The organism is Muriicola jejuensis (assembly GCF_010671595.1).
GTDB lineage: Bacteria > Bacteroidota > Bacteroidia > Flavobacteriales > Flavobacteriaceae > Muriicola > Muriicola jejuensis.
Genome location: NZ_JAABOP010000001.1, coordinates 669,246 through 691,247 on the forward strand (window position 1 = coordinate 669,246; position 22,002 = coordinate 691,247).

General features: G+C 48.8%; 24 protein-coding genes. 3 read left to right on the forward strand and 21 right to left on the reverse strand.

Annotation, left to right across the window (positions count from 1 at the left end):
* Window positions 1-42 precede the first annotated feature (42 nt).
* Entirely contained in the window at window positions 43-2,085 is a 2,043-nt protein-coding gene (locus GWK09_RS03035) for a thioredoxin domain-containing protein (RefSeq protein ID WP_163691533.1), read from the forward strand.
* A gap of 79 nt (window positions 2,086-2,164) precedes the next feature.
* A complete protein-coding gene (locus tag GWK09_RS03040) occupies window positions 2,165-2,986 on the forward strand; it encodes a mechanosensitive ion channel family protein (RefSeq protein WP_163691534.1) in 822 nt (273 codons plus the stop codon).
* Between the two features lie 21 nt (window positions 2,987-3,007).
* Here the strand turns inward: GWK09_RS03040 and tsaB are convergent, their stop codons facing one another.
* From tsaB to cyoE, 17 genes are all read right to left on the reverse strand, one after another.
* A complete protein-coding gene (gene tsaB, locus GWK09_RS03045) occupies window positions 3,008-3,682 on the reverse strand; it encodes a tRNA (adenosine(37)-N6)-threonylcarbamoyltransferase complex dimerization subunit type 1 TsaB (protein WP_163691535.1) in 675 nt (224 codons plus the stop codon).
* A gap of 17 nt (window positions 3,683-3,699) precedes the next feature.
* The gene (locus GWK09_RS03050; RefSeq protein WP_163691536.1) at window positions 3,700-5,040 is read right to left on the reverse strand and encodes a TolC family protein; all 1,341 of its coding nucleotides are present in this window, start codon (window positions 5,038-5,040) and stop codon (window positions 3,700-3,702) included.
* Window positions 5,041-5,093: 53 nt separating this feature from the next.
* Complete coding sequence (locus GWK09_RS03055) at window positions 5,094-6,224, reverse strand: efflux RND transporter periplasmic adaptor subunit (protein WP_163691537.1); 1,131 nt, start codon at window positions 6,222-6,224, stop codon at window positions 5,094-5,096.
* Between the two features lie 32 nt (window positions 6,225-6,256).
* Window positions 6,257-7,519 carry an ABC transporter permease gene (locus tag GWK09_RS03060; protein WP_163691538.1) on the reverse strand — a complete coding sequence of 421 codons (1,263 nt, stop codon included), beginning with the start codon at window positions 7,517-7,519 and terminating at the stop codon, window positions 6,257-6,259.
* A 1-nt stretch (window position 7,520) separates the two neighbouring features.
* The gene (locus GWK09_RS03065) at window positions 7,521-8,753 is read right to left on the reverse strand and encodes an ABC transporter permease (protein WP_163691539.1); all 1,233 of its coding nucleotides are present in this window, start codon (window positions 8,751-8,753) and stop codon (window positions 7,521-7,523) included.
* Window positions 8,746-9,447 (reverse strand): ABC transporter ATP-binding protein, encoded by a 702-nt coding sequence (locus tag GWK09_RS03070; RefSeq protein ID WP_163691540.1) that lies wholly within the window; start codon window positions 9,445-9,447, stop codon window positions 8,746-8,748. Before GWK09_RS03070 ends, GWK09_RS03065 begins: the two co-directional genes overlap by 8 nt.
* 96 nt (window positions 9,448-9,543) lie before the next feature.
* On the reverse strand, window positions 9,544-10,656 hold the full coding sequence (locus tag GWK09_RS03075) for an efflux RND transporter periplasmic adaptor subunit (protein ID WP_163691541.1): 1,113 nt from the start codon (window positions 10,654-10,656) through the stop codon (window positions 9,544-9,546).
* 30 nt (window positions 10,657-10,686) lie between these two features.
* Window positions 10,687-11,946 carry an ABC transporter permease gene (locus GWK09_RS03080; protein ID WP_163691542.1) on the reverse strand — a complete coding sequence of 420 codons (1,260 nt, stop codon included), beginning with the start codon at window positions 11,944-11,946 and terminating at the stop codon, window positions 10,687-10,689.
* Between the two features lie 17 nt (window positions 11,947-11,963).
* Window positions 11,964-13,208, reverse strand: coding sequence for an ABC transporter permease (locus tag GWK09_RS03085; protein WP_163691543.1), 1,245 nt, complete (start codon window positions 13,206-13,208; stop codon window positions 11,964-11,966).
* 98 nt (window positions 13,209-13,306) lie between these two features.
* The gene (locus tag GWK09_RS03090; RefSeq protein ID WP_163691544.1) at window positions 13,307-13,543 is read right to left on the reverse strand and encodes a hypothetical protein; all 237 of its coding nucleotides are present in this window, start codon (window positions 13,541-13,543) and stop codon (window positions 13,307-13,309) included.
* Window positions 13,544-13,556: 13 nt separating this feature from the next.
* Window positions 13,557-14,090: a DUF420 domain-containing protein gene (locus tag GWK09_RS03095; protein ID WP_163691545.1), complete on the reverse strand. Its 534-nt coding sequence runs from the start codon at window positions 14,088-14,090 to the stop codon at window positions 13,557-13,559.
* A 1-nt stretch (window position 14,091) separates the two neighbouring features.
* On the reverse strand, window positions 14,092-14,820 hold the full coding sequence (locus GWK09_RS03100) for an SCO family protein (RefSeq protein ID WP_163691546.1): 729 nt from the start codon (window positions 14,818-14,820) through the stop codon (window positions 14,092-14,094).
* Window positions 14,820-15,452: a hypothetical protein gene (locus tag GWK09_RS03105; RefSeq protein WP_163691547.1), complete on the reverse strand. Its 633-nt coding sequence runs from the start codon at window positions 15,450-15,452 to the stop codon at window positions 14,820-14,822. Before GWK09_RS03105 ends, GWK09_RS03100 begins: the two co-directional genes overlap by 1 nt.
* Before the next feature lie 72 nt (window positions 15,453-15,524).
* Complete coding sequence (locus tag GWK09_RS03110; RefSeq protein WP_163691548.1) at window positions 15,525-15,908, reverse strand: cytochrome C oxidase subunit IV family protein; 384 nt, start codon at window positions 15,906-15,908, stop codon at window positions 15,525-15,527.
* A gap of 33 nt (window positions 15,909-15,941) precedes the next feature.
* Entirely contained in the window at window positions 15,942-16,919 is a 978-nt protein-coding gene (locus GWK09_RS03115) for a cytochrome c oxidase subunit 3 (RefSeq protein WP_163691549.1), read from the reverse strand.
* Between the two features lie 99 nt (window positions 16,920-17,018).
* Window positions 17,019-17,597, reverse strand: a complete 579-nt coding sequence (locus GWK09_RS03120) for a cytochrome c oxidase subunit 3 (RefSeq protein WP_163691550.1) — start codon at window positions 17,595-17,597, stop codon at window positions 17,019-17,021.
* Window positions 17,588-18,502, reverse strand: a complete 915-nt coding sequence (cyoE, locus tag GWK09_RS03125) for a heme o synthase (RefSeq protein WP_163691551.1) — start codon at window positions 18,500-18,502, stop codon at window positions 17,588-17,590. The genes GWK09_RS03120 and cyoE overlap by 10 nt, the downstream gene beginning before the upstream one ends.
* 102 nt (window positions 18,503-18,604) lie before the next feature.
* Between cyoE and GWK09_RS03130 the strand changes: the two genes are divergently transcribed.
* On the forward strand, window positions 18,605-19,507 hold the full coding sequence (locus GWK09_RS03130; protein WP_163691552.1) for an MBL fold metallo-hydrolase: 903 nt from the start codon (window positions 18,605-18,607) through the stop codon (window positions 19,505-19,507).
* A 50-nt stretch (window positions 19,508-19,557) separates the two neighbouring features.
* On the opposite strand, the gene GWK09_RS03135 is transcribed toward GWK09_RS03130, so the two are convergent.
* From GWK09_RS03135 to gcvH, 4 genes are all read right to left on the reverse strand, one after another.
* Window positions 19,558-20,343, reverse strand: a complete 786-nt coding sequence (locus tag GWK09_RS03135) for an energy transducer TonB (RefSeq protein WP_163691553.1) — start codon at window positions 20,341-20,343, stop codon at window positions 19,558-19,560.
* A gap of 101 nt (window positions 20,344-20,444) precedes the next feature.
* Window positions 20,445-21,149 carry an energy transducer TonB gene (locus GWK09_RS03140; protein ID WP_163691554.1) on the reverse strand — a complete coding sequence of 235 codons (705 nt, stop codon included), beginning with the start codon at window positions 21,147-21,149 and terminating at the stop codon, window positions 20,445-20,447.
* 60 nt (window positions 21,150-21,209) lie between these two features.
* A complete protein-coding gene (locus tag GWK09_RS03145) occupies window positions 21,210-21,602 on the reverse strand; it encodes a VanZ family protein (protein ID WP_163691555.1) in 393 nt (130 codons plus the stop codon).
* A complete protein-coding gene (gcvH, locus tag GWK09_RS03150) occupies window positions 21,595-21,975 on the reverse strand; it encodes a glycine cleavage system protein GcvH (RefSeq protein ID WP_163691556.1) in 381 nt (126 codons plus the stop codon). Before gcvH ends, GWK09_RS03145 begins: the two co-directional genes overlap by 8 nt.
* Window positions 21,976-22,002 lie beyond the last annotated feature (27 nt).

Below are 22,002 nucleotides of genomic sequence, written 5' to 3' on the forward strand. Positions count from 1 at the left end.
CCTTTTCGGGTGCTTTTTTTTTGCCTTAAAATCGATAGAGCCTTGTCTGCCACTCCTAAGTATACGAATTCCCTTATTCGCGAAACAAGCCCCTACCTGTTGCAACACGCGCACAATCCGGTGGACTGGCATGCATGGGACCCAAAGACCCTTGAGATTGCGCAAAGGGAGAATAAACTGCTACTGATCAGTATTGGGTATGCGGCCTGTCACTGGTGCCATGTAATGGAACACGAGTGTTTTGAGGATGAAGAAGTGGCAAAGGTCATGAACGGCAACTTTGTCAATATTAAAATCGACCGGGAGGAAAGGCCGGACATCGACCATATCTATATGGATGCCCTGCAAATGATGACCGGAAGCGGAGGATGGCCGCTCAATATTGTCGCCTTGCCAGACGGGCGTCCCTTCTGGGGTGCGACCTATGTCAAAAAGGATTCCTGGATCAGCGTGCTGAAACAACTGGCTGCTCTGTATGAGCAGGACAGAACCCGGGTTCTCGACTATGCCGCCCAGCTCACTGATGGATTAAAAGCCATCAACCTCATACCGACTCCCGAGAAAACAGATTCCATCTCCCTGGAAGAAATGAACTCGGCAGTACAGCACTGGTCGCAGTATTTCGATACTTTCCTGGGCGGTTATAAGCGGGCCCCTAAATTCATGATGCCCGTGAACCTCGATTTCCTGCTCCACTATGCAACACTCACGGGTAACGAGGATACAGGAGAATACGTTCATACTACCTTGAGGCGTATGGCTTACGGAGGAATCTACGACCACATTGGTGGAGGGTTTTCCCGATATGCCGTGGACGTGAAATGGCACGTTCCCCATTTCGAAAAAATGCTCTATGACAACGCACAGTTGATCTCCATGTATTCGAAGGCCTACGCAGCCACCAAAGACCCCTTGTACAAAAGGGTGGTGGAAGAGTCCATTTCCTTTGTCCGGAGGGAATTAACAGCCCCGGAAGGAGGGTTCTATTCCTCCCTGGATGCGGATAGCCTGGACGGCAAGGGTATGCTGAAAGAAGGGGCCTATTACGTGTGGACGGAGAAGGAGCTCAGGGAATTGCTCAATGAGGATTTTCCAATTTTAGCCGACTATTACAATATCAATACTTACGGACTTTGGGAGGGGGACCTTTACGTACTTATCAGGGATTCCACTGAGGAAGAGATCGCGAAAAAACACGGGATTACCACGGAAGTTTTGGCGGATAGGATCCATTCCTGTAAAGAGATCCTGTTCAGGCAAAGGGAATCGCGGCCAAGGCCCGGACTGGACGACAAGATCCTCACTTCCTGGAACGCCCTGATGATCAAAGCCCTGGCCGACGCTTCCCGCCACCTCCAACACGAAGAATACCTCGAACTGGCCCTGGAGGCAACTGCTTTCCTGGAAAGAGCCGTAGTAAAGGAAAATGGAGGGCTCTGTCACAACTACAAGGGAGGGAAAAGTACGATCGGAGGATTTTTGGAAGACTACGCCAACCTCATGGATGCCTACCTCAGCCTTTATGAGGTCTGTTTTGAGGAGAGCTGGGCACGGAAAGCAAAAGGACTCGCCGATCACTGCCTGAACCATTTTTACGACAAGACTGGAGGATTATTTTTCTTCACTGGGGATACCGAGAAAATAACGGTAAGGCGTTCCCTGGAGACCGCGGACAATGTTACCCCGGCTTCGAATTCGGTCATGGCGATCAACCTTTTCAAGCTCTCCCTGCTTTATCCAGATGGTAAATACGGTGAAATTTCCGAAAAGATGTTGTTGAAAATGAGGGAGAGTATCCTGGAAAACCCGAACAGTCATGCTCATTGGATGCATTTACCCCTGTATCGGGCCTTCCCTTTCAGAGAGGTCGTGATCACCGGAAGATCGGCCCAGGAATTCGCCCATACGCTGCGTCGGTATTATTTACCGAATGCGATGTTCGCCGGGGGAGTGACAGAAAGTTCCCTGAGCTTGCTGAAAGACCGCATCCAAAAAGACAAGACCCTGATCTATCTCTGTGAGTCGGGGGCATGTCAATTGCCGGTCTCCTCACCTGATGAAGCCATTGAACAGCTCTCCCTCTGATCGCACTTAACAAGACTTTATAGATCTTGATTTGAAATTGGCCCCTATTTTTCTTTGCTTTGCAGCAAAACGCAAGAGTATGGCTTCTTTTGATGAATTTCAGGATTATTTGGACCAGGGGATGAACTGGTTATTGGAAATTGTTCCTAACCTCATTACCGCCGGGGTCATTCTCGTTGTTGGTTGGTGGATCGTTAAATTCATCAACAGGATGGTTCACAGGTTTTTTCAGAAAAAGGACTACGACCAGGCGCTGGAGACCTTTTTGCAAAGTTTTATCAATATCGCCCTGAAGTTACTTCTCTTCGTCCTGGTGATCAGCCAATTAGGAGTAAAATCCTCATCCTTAGTGGCCTTGGTGGGTGCAGCCGGGCTCGCGGTCGGTCTCGCATTGCAGGGGTCACTTTCCAATTTTGCAGGAGGGGTACTTATCCTGATCTTCAAGCCCTTTAAGGTAGGTGATTTTATCTCGGCACAGGGTGTGGACGGCACGGTGAAGGAAATCACCATTTTCACCACCAAACTCAATACCTTCGGAAACCAGGTCGCCATTTTGCCCAATGGCCAGCTTTCCAACAACAGCATCATCAATTTCAACGCCGAGGACACGCGAAGGGATAAAATTGAGATCGGGATAGGATATTCTTCCAACATCAAGAAAGCTAAAGAGATCCTTCTCGAAATTTGTGAACAGCACTCGGGGATCCTGAAAGAACCCGCACCTGTGGTCTTTGTAGGAGAACTTGCAGACAGTTCGGTAAACCTGACTTTGAGGTTCTGGGCTAAGAACGAGGACTTCTGGGCAGCACATTTCCACGTGATCGAAGAGACCAAACTGAGGTTCGACAAAGCGGGCATTGAGATCCCATTCCCACAGATAGACGTGCACCAAAAAGCATAGGGACTATTACAGGGTCTTGAATCAGGTCTTCGATCCGGACTGAAGGATAAAATCCTTCAGGTAATAAGGTTCAAAATAAGCGACATCCTCGAACTGCTTTCCTTTGAATTTCTCAAAGGCTTCCTCGCACATAGTAGTGGATGAGGGTACCAGAGAATCGTCGATCTCGAAATTCGGATGATCCAACAGACCCCGGCATTTGGAGGCACCACTACCCAGCAGGTGTACCGGGCCTTTGTTGGCATAATCCAGGTAAGAATCCTTTTTAAGGATAAGGGCTTTGGTCGGTTCCAGCTCTGTGAGATCAGCCGAATAGACAGCTGTATAGACCTCCATCCGTCTGGCGTCGAGCATGGGGATAAGCACCCCTTCCCGTACTTTTTTTTGTAAGGCCAGTGAACGCAGGGTAGCCGTTGAGATCAGGGGGATCCCCAGGGCGTAGCATAGCCCTTTGGCACTCGAAACGCCGATCCTTAGTCCGGTATAGGACCCCGGACCTTTGCTTACCGCAACCGCATCGAGATCGTGTATCGAGATGCCCGATTGGGCAATGACCTCCTCAATAAAGAGGTGTAGTTGTTCAGAATGGGAGAACGAAGGGCTGTTATGCTCCCTGCTCCCCAGTAATATGCCGTTTTCCGCTACGGAGACCGAACAGTTGGTTGATGCCGTTTCTAATTGCAGTATATAGGCCATAAGGCCACAAAGATAGTCTAGTTCAGGACAATGGGAAGACCGTAAAAGAATTCCAGCACTTTAATCCTGAAGATGTAGTTGTATTTGTTCCTGACTACTTCAGCTTCTGCATTGTCTACCCGGGATTGTGCCTGGCTGAAATCGAAGGCATTCATCAACCCCACTTCAAAGCGGTCCTTGGTATACTCGTAGGCCGTCCTTCTGGCATCCAGGGTTTTCTGTGAAGCTTCATAGGCCTTGGCGCTGTTCTGTACATCCACATAGGCCTGGTTGATGGTGGTTTCCAGATCCAACTTTGTCTGCTCTAGTTGCAGCCTGGCCTGTTCCACCCCAATCTGAGAACGCCTGATGTTGTTCCGGGTACTGAAACCATTGAAGATCGGAATAGTAAGCTGTGCACCGTAGGAGATACCATCATTGATCCACAACTGGTCCCTGAAGGCGATCTTTTCTCCTGTAATCGGGTCACGGGTCTGGTCTGAATACCTAGTGTTGTAGTTAAAGAACGCACCTACGGTCGGATAGACCGCACCTTTGGCGATCTGCAGGTCTTTTTCCGCCAGTTCTACTCCGGTTTCGGAAAATTTGATGTCATTCCTGAAAGTAAGAGCCTTGTCAAAGATCACCTTGGGGGAATACTTGAGGATATCAGAAGGGGGTATATTGTATTCCTCCTCGGCTATGTCAAAATTCTCGTAGTCCGTGATCTGCAGCAACTGTGCCAATGCGATCCTCGACAAAAGGACCTGGTTCTCATTGTTGATGATGGTCTGCTCCTGTGTGGCTGCTGTCGCCTCAACTTCCAGGAGGTCTCCCCTGGGTACCACCCCGGATTCGACCAGTTCCCTGGTCCTTTTCAGATCTTCAACGGTTACGGCGTACTGTGCCTGGGCCACCTTCAGGGTTTCCTTATTCGAAAGGATATTGAGATAGTTATTTGCGACATTAAGTCGGATGTCGTCCACCAGGTTGTCCAGCCTGTACTGGTTGGCGATCTCGTTGAGTTTGGCCCTGTTCAATCGGTGTATGTTTCTGAGGCCGTCGAAGAGGGTAAGCCCTGAGGTAAAGTTTCCACTGGCAGAGAAAATTGTGGACGTAACGAAGACGTTCGTGGTCGGATCAAGGACAAGTCCCGTATTCCCGGAAGTATTCATCTGGGCATTCAGACTGGGCAGGAAATCCCCGATCGCATCAGACCTGTCTATCTTCGCATTTTCAAGATCGAGCGCAAATTGTTCTACGGTCAGGTTGTTCTCTACGGCATAGGTCACACATTCCTCCAGTGTCCACTTTCTCATCTGAGCTGTGAGTGTCCCCACGGTAAGCAGAAGGAAAAAGAGGGTTATTCTATATCTCATGATCTCGTTTTTTTGATTGCTTATTTCTTGATTTCAGTTGTGATTTATTCCGATCAGCTGTTCGCTTCTTCCTCATCCTCCCCACGCTTGATGGGCTCTGTCTTGTTCCAGATCTTTACTTCGTCCTCTTCGGTCAGGCCGGAAAGGATCTCCACATTTACCCCGTCAGAGATACCGATCTCAATATCTCTGCGCTCGAATTTTTGATCCCCTGTGGCGATTTCCACATAGGGTTTATCAGTTTCTTTGTCGAATTGCAGAAGGGCCTCCGGGATCACCAGGATGCTGTCCTTCTTTTCCAGGACCAGGGAAGCGTTGGCACTGTAGCCTGCCCTTATAAAGATGGAATCGTTTACGGCCACATCCCCTTCGATCTTGAACTGAACCGCCCCGGCCTCTTCAATTCCTTTTGGGGCGATAAATTTGAGCTTGGCTTCCAGCTTCTGGTTCTCTACGGCCCCAAGACTGATCTCCAGGGGCATACCTATCTTCAGTTTCCCTACCTCTCCTTCGTCCACCTTTCCTTCGAATATCATAGAATTGAGATCCGCAATGGTCGCTATCGTAGTCCCATCATTAAAGTTGTTACTCTGGATCACCTGGTCTCCTACTTCCACCGGGATCTCCAGAATGGTCCCGTTCACGGTGGCCCTTATGTTGGTGTTAGCACTGGAGGATCCTCCGGCTGAACCCAGGCGAATGATACGGTAGTCGGCCTTGGAGTTTTCCACTTCGACGACGGCCTGGTCATATCTAAGTTTCAGGTTGTTGAAATCCTGATTTGAGATGACCCCTCTGTCGTAAAGCTGTTTGTTCCGGTCGTATTCTATCTGAAGGTTAGCAAGAGCTGCCTCGGCATTCCTAACCCTTCCCTGGGCCGAGTTTAGGGCCTGTTCGTTGGGGACGACCTTGATCACAGCGATCAGGTCACCTGCCTTGACATCTTCCCCTTCCTCTAAAAGGATCTTGTCAATGATCCCAGAGATCTGAGGTTTTATCTCGATCTCTTCCCGGGGAATGACCTTCCCCGTCGCCACAGTTTTTTTCTCTATACTCGAGATGAATGGTTTTTTGGTATCATAGGTGATGGCTCCCTTGCTGTTCGACTTGATAAAGAAAGCAGCCGCCCACAGTGCGCCTAACACAAGGACCCCGATCAGTCCGTATTTTACATATTTGTTCATTTTCTCTGTGTGTTATTTAAAGTTGTTAGTTTTTATTCTTCTCTTAGTGCGTCTATAGGTTTGATACTGACCGCCCGCTGAGCCGGGATGAGGCCGATGAGTGTCCCCAGGATCACCATCACCAGCAGCGCACCGATCACCAGGGGTATAGGGACGGTAGGATTCGTATACGGAAAATCATTATCCTGAGTAAGATTGTTGATTAGATTGAGTACGCCCGCACCCATGATGATCCCGACGATCCCTGCGATCATGGTCAGGAAAACCGATTCCAGGATGATGAGTGAACGCACCTCCCTGGGTGTGGCCCCTAGTGCCCTTCTTATTCCCAGTTCTTTGGTCCTTTCCTTCACAGAGATCAACAGGATATTTCCAATCCCGATCACCCCGGCTAAGATGGTGGCGAGGCCCACGATCAGGGAGACAAAGGTGAGTCCGTTGGCAAACCCCATGATCCTGTTGAAGACCTCCCCCAGGTTAAAGGCGCCGAAGGCCCTCTCATCATCCGGATGAACCCTGTGTATGCTTTTCAGGACCGCCTTAATGTCTTTCTCAACCTGTACCACGTCTGCATCGTCATAGGCAGCGATCGTAAAGTATTGGGCATTGTCCCCGGTATTGTATAGCTTTTTAAAGGTGGAGAACGGTATATAAACGTCCCCATCGGTCCCAAAGGGCGTGGTTTGAGTGAATTTATGTACCCCTACCACCTGGAAATAGATCCCGTCCAGCCTGATGTACCCTCCGATAGGGTCTTCGTCCTTGTCGAACAGTTCCTGCTGGGTGCGCTCCCCGATCACACAGACCTTCCGGGCCTGTTCCTCGTCCTCTTCATTGATAAATCGGCCATTGTCATAGATCTTCTGGGTGGCCATCTTGGCGATGACGGGGAAATATCCATACACAGGATAGCTATTGGACTTCAATCCGCGGACCCCAAGGGCTGCTTCTCCCCCGAAAACTCCTTTGGTATTCACCGGAGCGATATATTGTATCTCGGGGATGCGGTTCTGCAAGGTAGTGGCATCCTGCACTTTTAAGGATAACCTCCTGCCCGTCTTGTAACCCGCGTAAGGCATACTGGTAGATTGGGACCAGGTCCAGATACTGTTTTTGGCCACGGTCTCAAAATTCCGTTCAAACCCGTTGTCGAGACCTTTGGAAGCTCCCGCCAGAACGATATAGATAAAGATCCCCCACAAGACACCAATGACGGTAATGATCGTCCGGGTCTTGTTCTTGCCTATAGAACCGAAGATCTCCTGCCACGTATTTTTATCAAATAAGAACCGCATACTATTCGTCTCTGAGTGCTACAATTGGTTTAATCCTGGCTGCGCGCTTGGCCGGGACGTACCCCGCCAGGGTGCCGAAAAGGATCAGCAGGAGGGTGGCAAAGATTGCCAGCCCGGTCCCTATCCCTGGGTTTCGAATGAAATAATCATCCATCAAAGTATTTCCAAGACTGCTCAGTAGGGCAATCCCTAATATCATTCCCAAAAATCCGGATATGGTAGTGATGAAAACTGATTCCAAAAGGATGACGGAGATCACCGACCTTGGGGTGGCCCCGATCGCCTTTCGAATTCCGATCTCCTTGGTCCGCTCCTTTACTACATATACCATGATATTGCTGATCCCAATGATCCCCGCTATGATGGTTCCGAAGGCTACCAGGGCTGCGATGATGGCCAAAACTCCCGCAAAATCCTGATTCTGTTTTAAATTCTCTGCTACATTCCGGACAAAAAAACCATTCTCATCCTCCGGACTGATAAATTTTTTCTGCTTGAGATATTTTTCCAGACTTCGCTGAAAAGCCATAGCTCCCGTATACCCCAATTCTTCCTTGAAACCGATCACGATCTGGCCTATCTTGTCCGTGTTCTTTTCGATAAGCTGCCGGGTAGTGTATGGAATATACACTTGTCGTTCCTCATTGTCCCCTCCATCATCCTGGAACACCCCGACCACCTTGAAGACACTTCCCCCCACATCGATGTACTTCCCCATGGAATTCATGCTGCCAAAAAGGTCCTGTTCTACCAGTCTGCCGATAACCGCGTTCTTGGTTCGGTTTTTCACATCCTCCTGGTTGATGTACCGCCCCTTCATCATAATGGTCTTCTCGGCGAACTGCTGCCCCCAGTCGACCCCAATGGTGGTGTAGTTGTTGGATTCTTCCTTGTATTTGACCAGGGCACTCCTGAAGATCCTGGGGGAGATATACTCCAGGAACATGGGAAAGTCTTTTTTAATGTCTTCTAAATCGCTGTTCTCGAATTCGATCTGGCGGAGGGATTTATACCCTTTATAAGGGATGGAGGTTCGACCCGGGAAGATGTATATCACATTGGTAGCATCCTGGGAAAAGAAATATTCAAAGGTATTCTGAAGCCCGTTGGTAAGCCCTACCAGGCCCACGAAAATGAGGATACCCAGTGACACTGTAAATCCGGAAAGAACCGTTCTCAGTTTGTTCTTCCGGATGGTGAGAAATATTTCCTGCCAGGTATCTCTGCTAAACATGTGCTTTGGCCCTAACTTGTTTTATTTTTTCATCTTTGACGATCACCCCATCCTTTAAATGGACGATGCGCTTACACATTTGGGCAATATCCGGTTCGTGGGTAACGACTAGTATGGTGTTTCCCTGGTCATTAATGTTCTGGATCAGTTCCATCACTTCATAGGAAGTGGTACTGTCCAATGCCCCTGTAAGCTCATCGGCCAGTAACACTTTGGGTTCTGCCACCATAGCCCGTGCAATGGCCACCCTTTGTTTCTGACCTCCGGATAGTTCACTTGGCAAATGGTGAGACCATTCCTTCAGTCCTACCTGTTCCAGATACTTCATGGCTTTCTCCTGCCGCTGTTTCCTGGGCATTTTCTGGTAATAGAGCGGAAGGGCCACATTCTCCAAAGCCGTTTTGTAGTTGATCAGGTTAAACGACTGGAAGATGAACCCCAGGAATTTGTTGCGGTAATTAGCTGCCTTGGTCTCGTTGAGGTTCTTGATGGGAATACCGTCCAGGTCGTACGATCCAGAATCGGCCTCGTCTAACATCCCGAGTATATTCAGGAGGGTAGATTTGCCGGAACCCGAAGACCCCATGATGGCTACCAGCTCGCCTTCTTCAACCTTAAAGTTGATCCCTTTGAGCACGTGCAGGGAATTGCTTCCCATCTTATACGATTTGTGCAGATCTTTTATTTCAATCATGGTCAGTGCTTTTCTTTTTCAGATTCCGATCCTGTCATTGGACTGACAAGATGTGGAAATGTTACAACAATTGTTAAAAAATAATGTTAAAATAGGCTATCCGCCAAAGGACTCAGGTTGAAGGGCATTCCAGACCTTGATCCGGTCTTCCTGGGAGATCCCGGATTGTACTTCCACGTAGATCCCGTCACTGATCCCCAATTCCAGGTCTTTACGGGTAAACTGTTGTTCTCCTGTAGCCACCTCAACAAAGGGCTTTTTGGTCTCCGGATCGAATTGCACAAGGGCCTCCTTGATCGCCAGCACGCTGTCTGCCCTGGCCAGGATTATGGAAGCATTGGCACTGAGTCCGGCACGGATAAAGACTGTATCGCCCTTGTTGAGCGTTCCCTTTATCTCGAATTGTATGGCTCCATTCTCGGCCTTGCCTTTGGGCGCAATATAGTCGAGCACGGCGTTAAAGACCTTGTTCTCTATAGCTCCTACGGTGATCTCCAGGGGGAGGTCCTCCCGGATCTTGCCCACCTCCGATTCGTCTACCTTCCCTTCAAAGATCATCTTATTGACATCCGCTATGGCAGCAATGGTGGTTCCTTCATTAAAATTATTGCTTTCAATCACCTGGTTGCCCACTTCCACGGGTACTTCCAGAACCATTCCGCTCACGGTGGCCCTTATGAGGGTATTTGCCGCATTGCTGAGTCCCCTGGTGGTCCCTGTCTGCACGATATCGTATCGCTTATTGGCTGCGGAATAGGCCTGTTTGGCCTGGTCATAGGTCACCTGGGCACGCTCCAGGTCCACCTTGGAGATCACGCCCCTGGAAAACAGTTCACTCTGCCTGTCAAAATTCCTCCGCTGATCTTCCAGGTTGATCCTGGCATCTTCAATGGCATTTTTTGCATCATTCAGAGCATTCAGGTTGGGTACCACCCTGATCTTAGCGATCAGGTCTCCGGATTTCACGAAATCTCCCCCTTCCACGTAGATCTCGTCTATGACTCCGGAAATATTGGGTTTGATCAGCACCTCTTCGAGAGGCAGGATACTTCCCGTAGCCACCGTTTTCTTGATTATGGTACGCTTTTCTGCCTGTTCGGTCTCATAAACGACCGGATCCTCGGCATTTTTCTGATAGAGGTAGATCATGGCCCCTCCAAAGGTGACCAGGATAAGTATCAGGATGAATATAGTAACAGATTTTTTCATGTTTTAAAGTGGATTAGATCGTTTTTAATGTTATTCAGTTCTCAATGCGTCTATAGGGCGGACCCTGATCGCGCTCTGGGCCGGGATAAAACCCGCCAGAAGGCCGGAAATGATCAATATAAATAGGGCCGCAGAAACTACTCCGAGGTTAACGCTGGGGTTCAGAAACATGTCCACCGGGCCATTGGCGTCTAAAATGGCGTTGACTCCGTAGATGAACAAGGCGCCCATCACGATCCCCGCCATACCCGAAATAATGGTCAGGAAGATCGATTCTAACAGGATCTGTTTTCGGATAGACCAGGGATCTTCTCCCAGGGCTCTTCGGATTCCGATCTCCTTGGTGCGTTCCTTGACCACGATGAGCATAATATTACTCACTCCGATGATCCCAGAGAGGAGCACCAGTATCCCTACAAAGTACCCGATAAAGCTCATGGCTCCGAAAAGGCTTTCGACACGGTTGAACTCTTCGTAAAGATCAAAAAACCCTACGGCTCTTGTATCATCCGGGTGAACCTTATGCACTTGTTTCATCTCATTCACAATGTCCATCTTCAGGTCGGATATAGGGAATCCATCCTTTGCGGTAATAGCCATCCAGCCGACGTTATTCCCCCGGTTAAAGGCCTGGGAAAAGGCTGTAAAAGGAACATAAATCTCTTTCTGCCCCTCTTCTCCGTTCCCGTTGCCAGACCGTTTTTTATAAGCTCCGATGACCATGAAATTCACCCCCTGTATCTTGATATAGGAACCCAAAATCTCTTCTCCTGCCTCGTACAACTCATTCTTCACACCCAGCCCTATCACAGCCACTTTCCTCTTGTTGTCTATATCGTTCTGGTTGATGAAACGCCCGGCCGTGATGGCCATGGGCTCCTGCTGAATGATCTCAGGATAATCCCCATAGACATTGTACGCCCCGGTTTTCAGGCCCCGTACCACATTGTTATTTCCACCCCATCCGCCGAGCTGGTTGCGGGGGGAGATAAATCTCAACTGAGGAAATTTCTCCCTAAGGGTATTTACGTCCTCGGTTTTGAAATTGAAATTCCGGCCAATCGGCAGTCCCATATGCGCTTTTGTGGTACTTCTCGTCCACATGAACATGGTATTGGTGGCGATATCCCCGAAGTCGGCGCGTATCCCATTTTCCAGCCCTTTCCCTGCTGAGAGCAGGATGATGAGGATCAGAATACCCCAGAACACCCCAAAGGCAGTAAGTACTGTACGAAACCAATTCGTGGTCAGCACCTCTAAAATCTCTTTCCAGCGATCCCTGCTAAACATCTCGACTGACTTTCATTCTACTCATCTCTCAACGCATCTATGGTGTGTATGTGGGCAGCCCTCCATGCAGGAAAGAATCCGGCTACGGTTCCGGCGATAACAAGTACAAGGACCATTGCCAGGGCCACATTGAAATTCACAGAAGGGTTCACCACATAATCAACCTCCACATGGGGTCCCAGAATTTCCAGAAGGCCCATGCTAAAAATAAACCCGGTAAAACCGGAAATCGTGGTTATAAAGATCGCCTCATGGAGGATCATTCCGATGATGGACCACGGTTTCGCACCCAGGGCTTTGCGGATCCCGATCTCCCTCGTGCGTTCCTTGACCACGATAAGCATGATATTGCTTACTCCCACAACACCGGCGATGATGGTACATATGCCGACAAACCAGAAAAAGAATTTGATATTTCCTGTAAGACTGAAGTATCTCTTGGCCTCTTCCAGGGCACTCCAAACCTGAATGGCACTGGTATCATCCGGTGCCACGGTATGTGTTTGCTGCAAATAAGATCTCAAACCTTCCTTGAAAGCCACTGCCTGGGCGACCGCTTCATCAAAATTTTCTGCCGGAGGAAGCGTATAGGCCATATTGTTGATCCTGTCGGCCCCATTGAAAACCTTCTGAGCCGTGTTGATCGGAATATAGATACGCTCCTCTTCCCTTTCCTCCGTCTCACCATATACTCCTATGATCTTAAAGGGAATACCCGAAACAGTGATAAATTCCCCTATGGGTGAGTCGATTTCCTTAAAGACATCCTTTTTGATTTTTCTCCCTATAACAGCCACTTTGGCCGTATTGGACAAATCCTGGGCATTGATGAAACGGCCTTCCACCATTTTTGCATTCTCGATAAACTGAAAATTGTCTGAAATGCCCTGTATACCGTAAGCCAGGGATTCTTTGCCGTAATTGATCTGCACATTATTGACAAAATACCTCGGAGACTGGTATTCTATCTCTTCCCTGTAAATCGCACCTGCGTATTCAAAATTCTCATTCCGAAGTTGAATTCTCCTTCCCGGGTTAAGACCCTTAAATTCTTTGGAGGTCACCCCGGGCCATACCCATACACTGGTGGAGGCGTCCTCTTCGAACTCCCGGGCAATCCCATTCTGCATTCCCTGGCCAAAGCCAAGGAGGATCACAAGGATAAAGATCCCCGATGCTACGGAAACACCCGTTAGAAAGGTGCGCAATTTATTTTTGCGGATGGTGTCGAAGATCTCCTGCCATCTCTCAAGATCGAACATTGGGTTAGTGTTAGAATTGATGGGATATTAAATAGACTCCCCCAGGTCCGAATTGTTACAGGAAGATACCTTAAATCAGTGTTAAAATTAAGGTTCGGTCAGGATTTGAGTTTGCGGTAGATGAAGAAGAACAAGGCACCTATCAGGATATACGGAATGGCCATCAGGTACACAATGCCATTGTTGATACCCTCGGCTACCGTAGTATTCCCCTCACTTTCGAGGACTGCACGGCACATGGCACACTGGGCTCTGGCCGATTCCGGGAATATCATCGAGATCCCAAGAAGCAGTATCAGGAGCAGGGATTTAGGGATAGGTGGTGAGGTTCTCATATTAAAATAAAGGTCAAACGCTATAGTAAGGGGAGATCATAAGATACACAATAACCCCTGTAACGGCTACATAGAGCCAGACAGGGAAGGTGATACGGGCCAGTTTCCTGTGCCTCTCGTAATTCTTTAAATAGGCCCTGGCATAGGTGTGCAATACCAGAGGTATGATCGCAATGGAAAGCAGGATATGGGATATCAGGATAAAGTAGTAGAGATACCTCAGCCAACCCTCTCCTCCATAAGTTGTGCTGTCTGAGGTCATGTGATAGGCCACATACATCACCAAAAAGACGAGGGACAGGGCGATACAAGTGGTCATGAGTCTCTGGTGCAACTGCCGATTCCCATTTTTTATGGCCCAGACGGCCACTACTAGAAGGACGGCGGTTAACCCGTTTATCCCAGCATAGATAGGGGGGAGCAAACTCAGGGGTTCCACATTGGGAAGTCTCACCCCGAATAGTATAGCAACCACCACAGGTATTAAAATTGAAATGATCGTGATCCCCCTACTAACTTGTTTTTCATTGAACGTAATCGTACTCATCTTATTCCTGCAATAATTTTTTAATGTCTTCTTTCAAGATACTGATCTGTTCCTGTTCTCCCTCGAAGTTCTCTCCCTGGTCTTCCTTGATCGTCCCTCGATAATATACGATGGGGTTGCCATAGGCATCCTTCCTGGATCGGAGGTACCCGTTCTTGTCGACCAGGGCAAAGAGCCCTGAGTGCTCAAACCCACCTGGGACATCCGGGGAAATGGACGCAAAGATGTTGAAGCCTTCATTGGCGAGTTTCATCACCTCTTCCTGCCTGCCCGTGAGCAGGTTCCAGTCCATATCTGTAATCCCGTACTTCTCTGCGTATTCCTTAAGGACCATAGGCGTGTCGTACTCCGGATTGATGGTGAAAGAGGCAATTCCAAAATTGTCGAACTCCCTGAATTCGTTCTGGATTTCCACCAGGTTCTGGTTCATAACAGGGCAGATGGTTGGGCAGGTTGTAAAGAAAAATTCCACTACATAGACCTTACCCCTGTAATCCTCATTCGTGATCAGCAGGCTGTCCTGATTGAGAAAACTGAATTCGGGGACCCTGCGTTTTTTGTTGTTCAGGGTGATGTATTCAAGGGGCCTCTCCCCTCCTTCCGCGATGTTCATCCGGGTGTTCTCCACTACGCTGCCCGACTTAATGCGCTCTATGATCCTGGGGATAAAAATAATACCAAAGACCAGGACCACCAGGGAAACCCACACGTAGGAGTACTTGTTCTTCATCAGTTCTGCCTTTGGGCGTTGTTCTTTTTCAGGGCGAGGCGATATTCTGCCAGGATGATCTTCACGTCGTCCTCCATCTTGTTGTTCAGCTCGGCCACGGAATTGGTATTAAATCCGTATTTGGTCCCCTCGTCCTCATCTTCCTTCCGCCCCCTGAGGTTTCTTTCCTTGTCTATGATAAACACGTAAGGGGTACCCAGGCCCTGGTCGAGCTCCAGGTCGGACCTGAGGGAGGCGAAAAGGACTTCGATCACACTATCCTCGCCAAACACAAATTGCCAGTTGGAAGTGTCAGTCAGTTCGCTGAGCTCATCTTGGATCTCGCGGGCAATGTTTTCAGTGCCTTTTGGCATGACCATGACCACCTGAAAATCCCTGAATTCGTAGAACCTCTTGTAGATCTTCTGATTGAGGTTGAAGGCGTTTCCCTTTCTTATGGCTGCATCTCTCCCGAGGAATCCCAGGATGGTAATCTTGTCCTGCAACCGCACATCCGTATCCAGGGCCTGCAGGTCAGAAACTCCTTCTGTCAGGGTGGGAAGCCGGCCAAAATTGTTCACCCCGGATGCAAAAAAAAGATAAGCAACCAACGGGAGTATGAACAAAACTACGAGGACAAAGGTCTTTTTCATCGCCATTTTTATCGCCTTACAAAAATAAAAAAGACGGCTGTGATACCGTCTTTTTATGTTGTTAATTCAATGTTAGAAATTCCATTGCAGATACCCGTCCTTAAAGACGTTGTAGATATAATCCGCCTCAAAGAGAAGGATGAAGATCAGGTAACTGACCAGGAAGATGGGTGTCCATACGATCGCTCTTCTGAGGGAACTCTTTTCGTCCCGAAGGTGCATAAAGTCCCATGCGATATAGTACGCCTTGACCAAGGTAAGGATGATAAATATCCAGTTGAGCAGCTTCATCCCTATAAAAGTATTGACCACCAGTACATGTGGCTTCGTGATCCCCAGGGCCACCTCTACCGTGGTTACCACGGAGAGAAAGATGAGGACACCCCAGATCTTTTGGGTGTTCGACTTAAATTTCAGTGCACCTCTGAAGATCGCTAATTTGTGTTCGTGTGCCATGCGTAATGCGTTTTATTCTGATATTTCAAATAATTAGACAAGGTAGAAGAAGGTAAATACGAATACCCAGACAAGGTCTACAAAGTGCCAGTACAATCCTACCTTTTCCACCATCTCATAGTGGCCCCTTCGCTCGTAAGTGCCCAGGATGATATTAAAGAAAATGATCACGTTGATCACAACCCCTGAAAACACGTGGAATCCGTGGAATCCTGTTATAAAGAAGAAAAAGTCTGCGAAAAGTCGGCTTCCATATTCATTGCGGATCAGGTTGGCCCCTTCCACCACAAGAGTGGCATCCTTGATCTTTGCGAGGGATTCCTCCCGGGTCAGCAGGGTCTTTTCCCCTTCTTCATTCAGCGTTTCAGTGCGGATCAGGATATTAGGGTTAGCCAGGAAACCTTGTTTTACTTCCTCCAGGGAATACGTAGGAAGGGAGGACTCGCTGGAAAACCAAAACCCGTCGCTCCTTCCAAGGGTTTCTCTTTCCGTAGGGATCACTTCGGCAAAGTCGGCCAGGGCAGCGCGATCGCCCGTATCGGCCTTAACAAACTGCAGGATACGCCCCCCTTTTGTTTCAAGGGCACCGTAGTCTCCTTTGATAAAGGTAGCCCATTCCCAGGCCTGGGATCCGACGAAGATCGCCCCCCCGATAATGGTTAGGAACATATAGAGGATCACCCTGTTCTTCATCATCCTGTGGCCGGCGTCCACGGCCAGTACCATGGTCACGGAAGACATGATCAGGATAAAGGTCATAAAGGCCACGTAGTACATGGGGAAGTTTCCGTGTACAAAGGGTACGTGGGTGAAGACCTCATCTGCAATCGGCCAGGTCTCGATGAACTTGAATCTGGAGAATCCGTAAGAAGCCAGGAATCCGGAAAATGTCAAAGCATCGGAAACGATGAAGAACCACATCATAAGTTTTCCGTAACTCGCCCCAAGAGGACGGTTACCCCCACCCCATACACTTTCTTCTTCTGCTCCCGTAGAGATCGTCGTATCCATATATAATCGGTCTTATTAAGATAAGTTTAGCAAAAATACATTTTTTTACACTAAAGAAAAGCGAATCCCAGCCCAATGGGAGAGTTTTTTTTCGCCTGCCTAAAAGAAATAAAAGAAGAGCACCAGATAGACCCACAAAAGATCCAAAAAGTGCCAGAACGTGGCTCCCAGATCTATTCCCAGCATTTCACCGGCCCCGTACTTACCCCGCATCTGGTTGTAGGTTACCACCAGGAGGGAAATGATTCCGGCCACCACGTGCAGGATATGCACGGCAGCGATCAGGAATATGTACGACATGGTGATATTGCTGGTCGGACCCGTAAAATAATAGCCCTGTGCGATGATCTCGTTAAAACCGGTGAATTGGAGTGCGATGAACAGGATCCCAAGACCCAGCGTACCCAGCAACCATCCCGTAGCTGCTTTCTGGGCGTCGTTTTTCACTGACCTGCGGGCCAGAATGTAGGTGAGGCTGCTGAGAATGATCACGGCCGTACTGTAAGTGAAGGCCGTAGGCAAACGGAAGTCCGTTAACCAGTCTTCCCGGGAGCTGCTCACGATAAAGGCACTGGTCCATCCAGCAAAGCCCATCAGCAGGCTGATGATACCAAACCAGAGCATCATCTTCTTGGCTCTTTCGTTCTTCTCCTTTTGTGTTCCCTGTGTCAGATCCATAGTTGCGATATCCATTTATCAGCCACGTAAACCAGCTGCATAAGACTTATATAGGAGACGCTTGCCAGCATCAGTTTTCTGGCAGACGTGTGGTCCCTTTTCTCGAAAAGGCGGAAAGCAAACCCCAGCATGGCGAGACCCATCAGCAAGATGATGATTGCGCCTGTGAGGGAAAGCTGTAACCTGCCCGTGATCCCAAAGTAGGGGATCACGGAAATGATGATCATCCAGACCGTGTACATAATCACCTGCACTACGGTCCCTTTGTCCTTTTTCCCTGTGGGCAACAAACGGAAACCCGCCTTCTTATAATCGTCGTCGAGCATCCAGGCGAGGGCCCAGAAATGGGGAAATTGCCAGAAGAACTGTATCATAAAAAGGGTGCCGGGTTCAATTCCAAAATCGTTCGTGGCCGCCACCCACCCCAGCATAAAGGGAATGGCCCCGGGGATTGCTCCTACAAACACTGCCAGGGGAGTAACGGTCTTCAGAGGTGTATACACACTGGTATAAAGAAAAATGGAGATCGCCCCGAACATGGCCGTCTTTGGATTCAGGAAGTAGAGGATGATCACCCCGAGAACCGTCATAGCCACAGCAATGGTCAGGGCCGTACGAGGGGTCATGCGTCCGGATGGGACAGGACGGTTTCGCGTTCTCGACATAAGGGCATCCAGGTCCTTCTCAATGACCTGGTTGTAAGCATTGGAGGCACCCACCATACAATACCCTCCAATTGCGAGCAGTGCCACGGAAGACCATTCGATCTCATAAGCCCCCAGAAAATATCCGGCAATAGAGGAAAAGACCACACTCAAGGCCAGCCTTGCTTTGGTGATCTCCTTAAAATCAGAAAAAATCAATGTCCAGGAATATGAGGTTACCGTGCCTACCGCCGACTTCATCCACATTTTTATAAGGCTGCAAAGATACGGCCCGCAGTATATTTTTGCAACGAATTGCCCGGCTTTATACTATCTTTAGGAATCCTTTCTATCTCAAATCCCATGAAACATTTTTCATCCTTCATCGCCTTAACCATGCTCGGTCTGCTGCCATTCACTTCCCCGGCCCAGGATCAGGAGGTGACCATCACCATAGACACCCTGTCCCCTCAGGTCTACATGCTTACCGGCCAGGGGGGAAATATCGGTATTTACGAAGGGGCTGAATACGTTTTTATGATAGACGACCAATTCAGCCGACTCAGTGAGAAGATCAAAGCCGCCATTGCCCGGATCTCGGACAAGCCCCTCGCCTTCCTCTTTAACACCCATATGCACGGGGACCATACGGGCGGGAATGCCAGCTTTAACGAGGTGGGCACTACCGTGGTGGCCCATGACAATGTGAGGAACCGGGTGATGGAAAGGGAAAAGGCTAGCCTGGAAGAGGGCAAGATCGATGCGGAATATTACCAGAGGATGCTTCCGGAACTCACCTTTTCGGATCAGATCACTTTTTTTGACAAGGATGAGACCATCCTGGGCTTCCACGTTCACGAGGCCCATACAGATGGCGATGCCCTTGTTTATTTTTCCTGGAACAATGTGCTGCACATGGGCGATACTTACTTCGCAGGGAGATACCCTTATATCGATCTGGGCAGCGGGGGCAGTGTAGATGGGTTGATTGAGACCCAAAAACGCGCCCTGATGCTCATCGATGATCAAACGCGGATTATCCCGGGTCATGGCAGGCCTTCGAATAAACAGGAACTGACGGAATATATATCCATGCTGGAACACCTCAAGGCCAGGGTCCTGGACGCCATAGAATCCGGAGCCAGCCTGGAGGAGGTGATGTCTGACCCCGAAATAGGCGCCCCCTATGACGCAACTTATGGGTCAGGGTTCATCTCTCCGGAAAGGATCCGTGAGACCATCTACAAGAGTCTGAGTAAAAACTAGCCGGGATTATCGACAGCATTTACCTTGGGGTGAAACCCGTAAATGATGTCCTAATTCAGTAAAAAGTTTATGGGCAAACTGTATGGAACCCTTACCGGAATTCCATTCTGTTTTCCCGGCACCATGACCGGAAGTTTCAGAATGATCCTCTCCGCTTCTTTTTCCAGGAGTGGTGAAGGACCCCTGAATTTCAGGGCACTTACCCTGCCCTTTTCATCGATCGTAAAACTGAGATTCACCCTTCCTTTAACTCCGAGATCGATTGCCGCTTGTGGATAGGAAAAATTCCTTTTTATGTGATCCTGCATCTTTTCATTAAAGCATGCCAGGCGCTCTTCCTTGTCGACCTTCTCGCATCCAGGAAAAATCGGTACTTCATCCACCAGGTCGATCAGGATAACCGGAGGTTCCTCTTTTGACGGATCACTGTAAGCTATTGAATCGAGGGGCAAAGGAGGAAACTGAGGGGATTCTACCTCTATAACCGCCTCCATGTCCATCGGATCAGAATCATCGATGATAATTTCGGCAGGGTTTTTCACAGCCTTATTCTCACGGGCAATAGGTGTTTCCCCAAGCAGGACCTGTTCCTGCTCCACTAACAGTACCTCACCAATCGGACAGCTTATTATTGAGTCTTGATAGACTTCGGTCCTGAAAGAAGCCTCGAGCCCAAAGTAGGCAAAGACCATCGCCAGGATGAGCCCCAATTGAAAGTAGAGGGTTCCTTTCCCTCTCCTGTTTACCTCCCGTTTCCTTATCCAGGAAGATCGCTTTTCATTTTTCGCTTCGGGTCGCGGACCCGAAACCGGGTTGTTTGGTGCTGCTTTTTTCATCGTTAATGGTTTTAGATTACTTTAAAAGCAAACACAAGAAACATACCAAAAAACCCCGGCCGATTGGCCAGGGTTTTCATATTTGAATACACTTTATTTCTCTATTGGAGTTTAAACACGATCGGGATGCTGAAAGGCACACGTACAGGCCTTCCCCTTTGTTTCCCGGGTGTCATCCGTGGGAGTTTTTCGATGATCCTAAGGGCTTCAGCCTCAAGGTTTTTATCCGGACCCCTGTAGCGGATGTTTCCGATGGTTCCGTCTTTCTGGATGGTAAACATCACGTTCACCCTTCCCTGAACCCCCATTTCCTGGGCGATCTCGGGATATCGGAAATTCTTGATAATGTGCTTTTGCATCATTTCATTGAAACAGGCCCTTTTATCGCTCGCCCCTTCACATCCGGGGAAAACGGGTACGTCCTCAATAACAGCGAAAGGAACATCCACGTCTATATCATCCTCTTCGACAGCTACATCATCCACCTCGATAACCTCTTCTTCCTGACTGGTCTCAGTAGACTCAATGATGGTCTCTTCCACCTCTTCCTCATCTTCCACAACCTCGATCACCTCAGGCGCCGCTGGTGGCGGAGGAGGGGGTGGTGTCTTGATCTGTTCCGTCATCGGCACTTCCTCATCCAGCATATCCTCTACGTTCAGAGAGATATCATAGTCCGCAGCCTTATCGTAGGTCTTCCACTCAAAGGCGATGAAGACCAGACCCATCACCACGGCCAGCCCCAGGACAAAATAGAGTCCGCTGTTCTTTCTTAAATCGGCTTTTGGATTCTTTTTCAGTTCCATACTTTTGGATTTACAGGTTCGCTAATTTAACTATTAATTTATAAAAACCGTAATAAATTTTTAATTCGTACCGGCTCTTTTCGTATTTAACACCCACATAGACCCGATTCCCAGCAGGGCCCCGGCTGAATTGGCCAGGACATCCAGGATTTCCGCGCTCCTGTAGGTAGTAAGACTCCCTTGAAGTACCTCAATAATTATACCATACCCTATAAGCCCCAGGAGGAATTTGATCCTCCTTGCTTTTCTGCCTCCTTCACCCGTCTTATCTGACTGCAAATACAGACTAGCCAGTATCCCTGCAATCAGGTAAAAGGCAAGATGTACGATCTTGTCAAAATAGGGGATATTCAATCCCAGGGAGGTGTCGTCATCAAAAGAGACCAGGCTCATGACGGTGATGAAAACCATCCAGGATACAAAGGCGATTCCCGGGAGTTTGCCCCTATGCACCAATGAGTTCCTTGTAGGCGGTATCGCTGAGAAGGTCATCGATCTCAGCTTCATCACTGAAACGTATCTTGATCATCCATCCTTCTCCATAGGGGTCTGAGTTTACCTTTTCGGGTTCGTCCTCCAGGGCTTCATTAAAGGCGATGATCTCCCCGCTCAGGGGCAGGAAAAGATCGGACACCGTCTTTACTGCTTCCACGGTCCCGAATACTTCTTCCCTGTCCAGGCTCTCATCGAGGGTCTCCACCTCTACGTACACGATATCTCCAAGTTCTCCCTGAGCGAAATCCGTAATGCCTACCGTTGCGGTATCCCCTTCGATCCGGACCCATTCGTGATCCTTGGTATACTTCAAATCGGATGGTATGTTCATCTTCTGAAAATTAGTTATGCAGGCAAA